Annotated in this window: 3 protein-coding genes and 1 pseudogene; 1 reads left to right on the plus strand and 3 read right to left on the minus strand. The window is 64.2% G+C overall.

Annotated elements, in window-relative coordinates; genetic code table 11:
* Positions 1-255, plus strand: a 255-nt coding sequence (locus Q0072_RS14890) for a hypothetical protein (protein ID WP_298331582.1), incomplete at its 5' end; no start/stop codon positions are given.
* 54 nt (positions 256-309) lie between these two features.
* On the opposite strand, the gene Q0072_RS14895 is transcribed toward Q0072_RS14890, so the two are convergent.
* The 3 genes and pseudogenes from Q0072_RS14895 to Q0072_RS14905 all read right to left on the minus strand — a co-directional run.
* On the minus strand, positions 310-2,784 hold the full coding sequence (locus Q0072_RS14895) for a tetratricopeptide repeat protein (RefSeq protein WP_298331583.1): 2,475 nt from the start codon (positions 2,782-2,784) through the stop codon (positions 310-312).
* A 2-nt stretch (positions 2,785-2,786) separates the two neighbouring features.
* Entirely contained in the window at positions 2,787-3,869 is a 1,083-nt protein-coding gene (locus tag Q0072_RS14900; protein ID WP_298331584.1) for a hypothetical protein, read from the minus strand.
* A 72-nt stretch (positions 3,870-3,941) separates the two neighbouring features.
* A pseudogene (locus tag Q0072_RS14905) lies at positions 3,942-4,226 on the minus strand (hypothetical protein); the annotation flags it as partial.

Here is a 4,226-nt window from a genome sequence, read left to right on the forward strand (position 1 = left end):
ACCGTCGTGCATGAACGAGACGTGTTCCTGGAACTGGACCAGTATCCGCCGGCCGCCGCCCCGCGCCCCGGACATCCCGGACAGTTGCCGCCCGGCATCGCCATCTGCACCCTGTCCCACCCTGACCTCTCCACGGTCAAGGGCGACTGGATCACCCCACCCAGCCGCCGCGACGGTGCCGTCTATGATGGTCAGTTGACGGGGACGCTCCGCGCGCCCGATGGCACGCTGGTGGAGCTGGTGCAGTTGGGGTGAGGGCTTGGGCGTTACGCTTTGACGAACGGGGCGGCCGAAAGGTCGCCCCCATTTTTATGCCGCCAGCAGCAGGGACCGTTCGGGCAGCATCTCCACCCCCGCCATCAGACAAAGATCCAACAGCTCATCCAACCCATCCGTATTGGCATCCACCAGGGCCAGAAGATTGTCGGCGGTAACGTCCAGTTTGCGTGTCGTCAGCAGGCGCGCAAACTCCCCGGCAAGCCGGGCGTCCCAGGGGCGGGCATTTTGCTTGGCCTGTTTATCTGACTTCTGCCAATCCGACGCCAGGGCGGCCAGCCGGGCCGCCGCCGCCTTGGCCGATGGCCCCAGGTCCAGCAGTTCCGCCGCGTCGGCCAGGTGGGCATGATCGGGCCATTGCTGACGCACAGCACTATAATCGCGCGGTTGGATCAGACCGAAGCGACGCGCGGCGATGGCGGTGACGGGGTCGTGGACGGCCGCCAGCCGGATATCCCCGTCCGCCACCGATTGCAGGCCCGACACCAGCCCGGCATAGCGACGGGACAGCAGCAACAGCAACGGATGACCGGGATCGGTCTTCAGCAAGCGGTTCAGGCTGTTCACCGCCTCCTGCTTCAACCGGTCCCGCTCTTCGTCTTTCAACAACAGAAGGGCCGGGTTATCCAAGGCACCACCCAGCCGGAACTGCGCCTCCCGCGCCGCAGCGGCGATAAGGAGCGTATCCGGCAGCTCACCCGGCTCAAGCATAACTTGCGACGATTGCGGCACCGCGCCACTACCTGATTGAAAGGGCAAGCCGCGTAAATGACGGTCGAGGTGGTGGGAGAGTGTATTTGCACCTGTATCCCTCATCCGCCGAAGCGCATCCAGCAAACGCTGAACCTCTGCCACTTCATCAGCGTTCGGTCCCCGGCGCAGCAGCAATAGACCCAGGTCCAGGCGACAGACCGGATCATTGGTAAAGACTGCCACCGTCTGTCGGTACAGATCCAACGCCTCCCCCACCCGCCCCTGTGCCGCCAGAAGGGCGGCCAAGGCGTTGCGGGAAGGGGCATTGTCGGGGAACAGGCGCATACTATCCCGGTAAAGGGCTTCAGCCTCCTCCACCCGCCCCTGTGCCGCCAGAAGCGCGGCCAGGGCGGTGCGGCAATGGGCATTGTCGGGGAACAGGCGCATTGTATCCCGGTAAAGGGCCTCCGCCTCCGCCACCTGCCCCCTTTCCGCCAAAAGGGCGGCCAGGGTGGTGCGGCAATGGGCATTGTCGGGGAACAGGCGCATTGTATCCCGGTAAAGGGCTTCAGCCTCTGCCACTCGGCCAAGTCCGGTCAGCGCATCTGACAATTGGGTTCTGCGGTGAACATCGCCCGGATCAATGGCGATCCCCTGCCAAAGAACCTTAACAGCAGCGGCACCCCGGCCCAGCGCCATCAACGCCCGCGCCCAGAGGCCATACTGATGGGCATCGCCTGGATCACGGTCCAGGCTGGATTGCACCATCTTCAGCGTCAGGTGCGGATCAAGGGAGAGCAACGCCGTTCCCAGCCGGTTCATGTTCCGGCTGAGAGCATAGTTATCCGCAATCTGATCGGCATAGGCTTCTGACCCGCCGATAAACCGTTCAATCTCGCTCTTTATGTCGGGCGGCAAAAAAGTGAGGGGCCGCACCTTGGCAATTAACTGCGTGGTTGCTTCCTTCCATCCGTGGGTGTTGCTGGGAAATACATCCCTTCCCTTCTTCACCACCCCCGGCCCCATCCCCAACGCTGTCCGCCACCAACCCGCAAATGGCAGGGCAGCAAGCGACGGGTTTGACAGGATGTCGGTCACGCGGCCCTGTATATCGCTGGGGGTCAGGCCCAGGCGGCCCGACAGGCCAGCCCAGACGACCAGGAAATCTTCCTGCCGGTCGCGGGCAAGGTGCCTGGCCCAGCGGGCGACGCCGGTCAGCAAATCATCAATACTGTCCACAGCGCCGTCACGCGGCGGCAGATCGTGAAGCCCGTCAAAGGCGACGGGCAGATAAGCGCGGCTGAGGTGCCCTACCCCGACCTCCCCACACAGGTTGATCCAGTGCGCGGCCAGGGAACGGCCCAGACCGGCCAAATCCTGGTTACGGGCCACCATCCGCCACAGGCCCAGGCGGGCATCCCGGTAATCCGCCAGCCGGAGGCGTTTGGCCCAGGCGGACCAGCCATTGAAATCCCGCCCCACGGCGGCCAGAACCTGTGGCAGGCGCAGGCGACCCGCCGCCAAAAACATCTCATTCGCCTGTTGGATCAGGCGGGCGGTGCCATGCCGTTCCGCCTGCTCTGGTGTAGCGCGGCGGAACCGGCCCAACAATTCCAGAATGGCCCCGTCCAGCCGTGCCCGCAGGGGATCGGCCTCTGGCAAGGTGCCGAACTGTTCAATCAGGATCGTGCTGGGTTCCAGCCGGTCCAGCGGGAAGATGCGGGCATAGCCAGCCAGCAACGCCGACAACTCCCCGGTGGGGTTGGCGGCGAACAGGTCCAACCAGGATGGTTCAAGGCTGGTTGCGGGTTCCATGGTCAATAATAGGGCGCTCCAAACGCCGTCGCATCTTTCACCTCACCCCGCACCTTTGCCACATGCGCCGCGCGGGCGGCATGCAGGTTCAGACTGGGACCAGGATCGGTGATTTCAACAATATCATGGATATCGCGGGGCTGATAGGGGAAGGGCGGATGCAGCAATTCCACGGCCAGCGGGCTTTGCGATGTGGTGTCCAGATGCACGGTGCGACCAAAACTGGTCCCCGGCACACGCGCGTCAGGCGGGCTGGGGAAGAACCAGGGATACAGCGGGCCATCCAGCACGGTTGGTGCCGCAAAGGCGCGGGTCACATCGGTCGCGGATGCGTGGCCGTGCGGCATCTTCCCCATCTGTTCCAGAACGTCGCCCACCTCATACTTCCACAGGATGGCGAAGACCGGCCCCTTGCGCTCGGGCGGCAACAGGTGGCCCAACCCCAGCAGGTCGCGTAATGCCGCTGCTTTGGCGGCTCCATCCGCAGCACCAAAGGCCGCCTTGACCGCGTTGGAGGATAAGGGTGCCGCAAAGACCGGTCGGGTATCCCGAACGTTGTTCCATTGATCCAGCCAGTTGCCCAATTGCCGCTGCGCATCCGCAGCGGACAGTGCGGCGTCCGCTACCTTTCCCTTGAACACCTGAAACGCGTGGCACAGGCGGTTAAAGGCAGCGCGATTGTCGGCATCCGACGCGCCCTTTGCCACCAAGCCCATCACCTGCATCGGCCAGGCCAGATCGTCCAATCGCACCAGGGCAGTGCGCTTTCCCGGTGTCTGGCCCATGGCATTTTGATTGGCGGGATGGAACGTGTCGATGGGTTTCCCTGGCACCGCACGGTTAAACACGCGGCGTTTCAGATAGGCATCGTGATAATCCTGGAACACGCTGTCCGCCGGGGTCGGGTCCAGCAGGCCACCCGCCGCCACCGCGTCGGCCTGTTCCTCAAACACCTGCTGACGGGCGGTGGTGACCTGTTGCTCCAGGACGACATTCTGCGCCCAGGCCCATTCAGGGCCCGACCCGGACGGGTGCAGCGGGATCGTTTGGAAGACATCCGCCAGGGCCGGGTGGATAAACTTCATGGGTCGCCGTCAACGTTGTATGACCCCCGCAATCTGCCCGTTCAACGTCAAGAGTTCAACCGATAACCCGCATTACGGCGGATAAGCGACCCCTTGCACAAACCCCTTCGGCAGCCCCGCATCGGGCGTGAAGCCATACAGCTCCGTGTCCGGCAGCGCCGCCTTCACCACCTCCCGCACGGCCAGCAGTTTTTCCAGGTGGATACCCGTGTCATAGCCCATGGCGGCCAGCATGAAGGCCAGATCCTCGGTGACGATATTGCCCGAGGCACCGGGCGCAAACGGGCAGCCGCCGATGCCGCCCAGCGAGGCGTCGAGCGTGGTAATGCCCTCATCCAGGGCGGCCAGCGCATTGGC

The sequence above is a fragment of the Asticcacaulis sp. genome, assembly GCF_027484505.1.
Classification (GTDB): Bacteria; Pseudomonadota; Alphaproteobacteria; order Caulobacterales; family Caulobacteraceae; genus Asticcacaulis.

Excerpts from the sequence above, each read along its gene's own strand:
- Q0072_RS14895 (WP_298331583.1), bottom strand. The coding sequence starts at position 2,784 with ATGGAACCCGCAACCAGCCTTGAACCATCCTGGTTGGACCTGTTCGCC.
- Q0072_RS14900 (WP_298331584.1), bottom strand. The coding sequence starts at position 3,869 with ATGAAGTTTATCCACCCGGCCCTGGCGGATGTCTTCCAAACGATCCCG.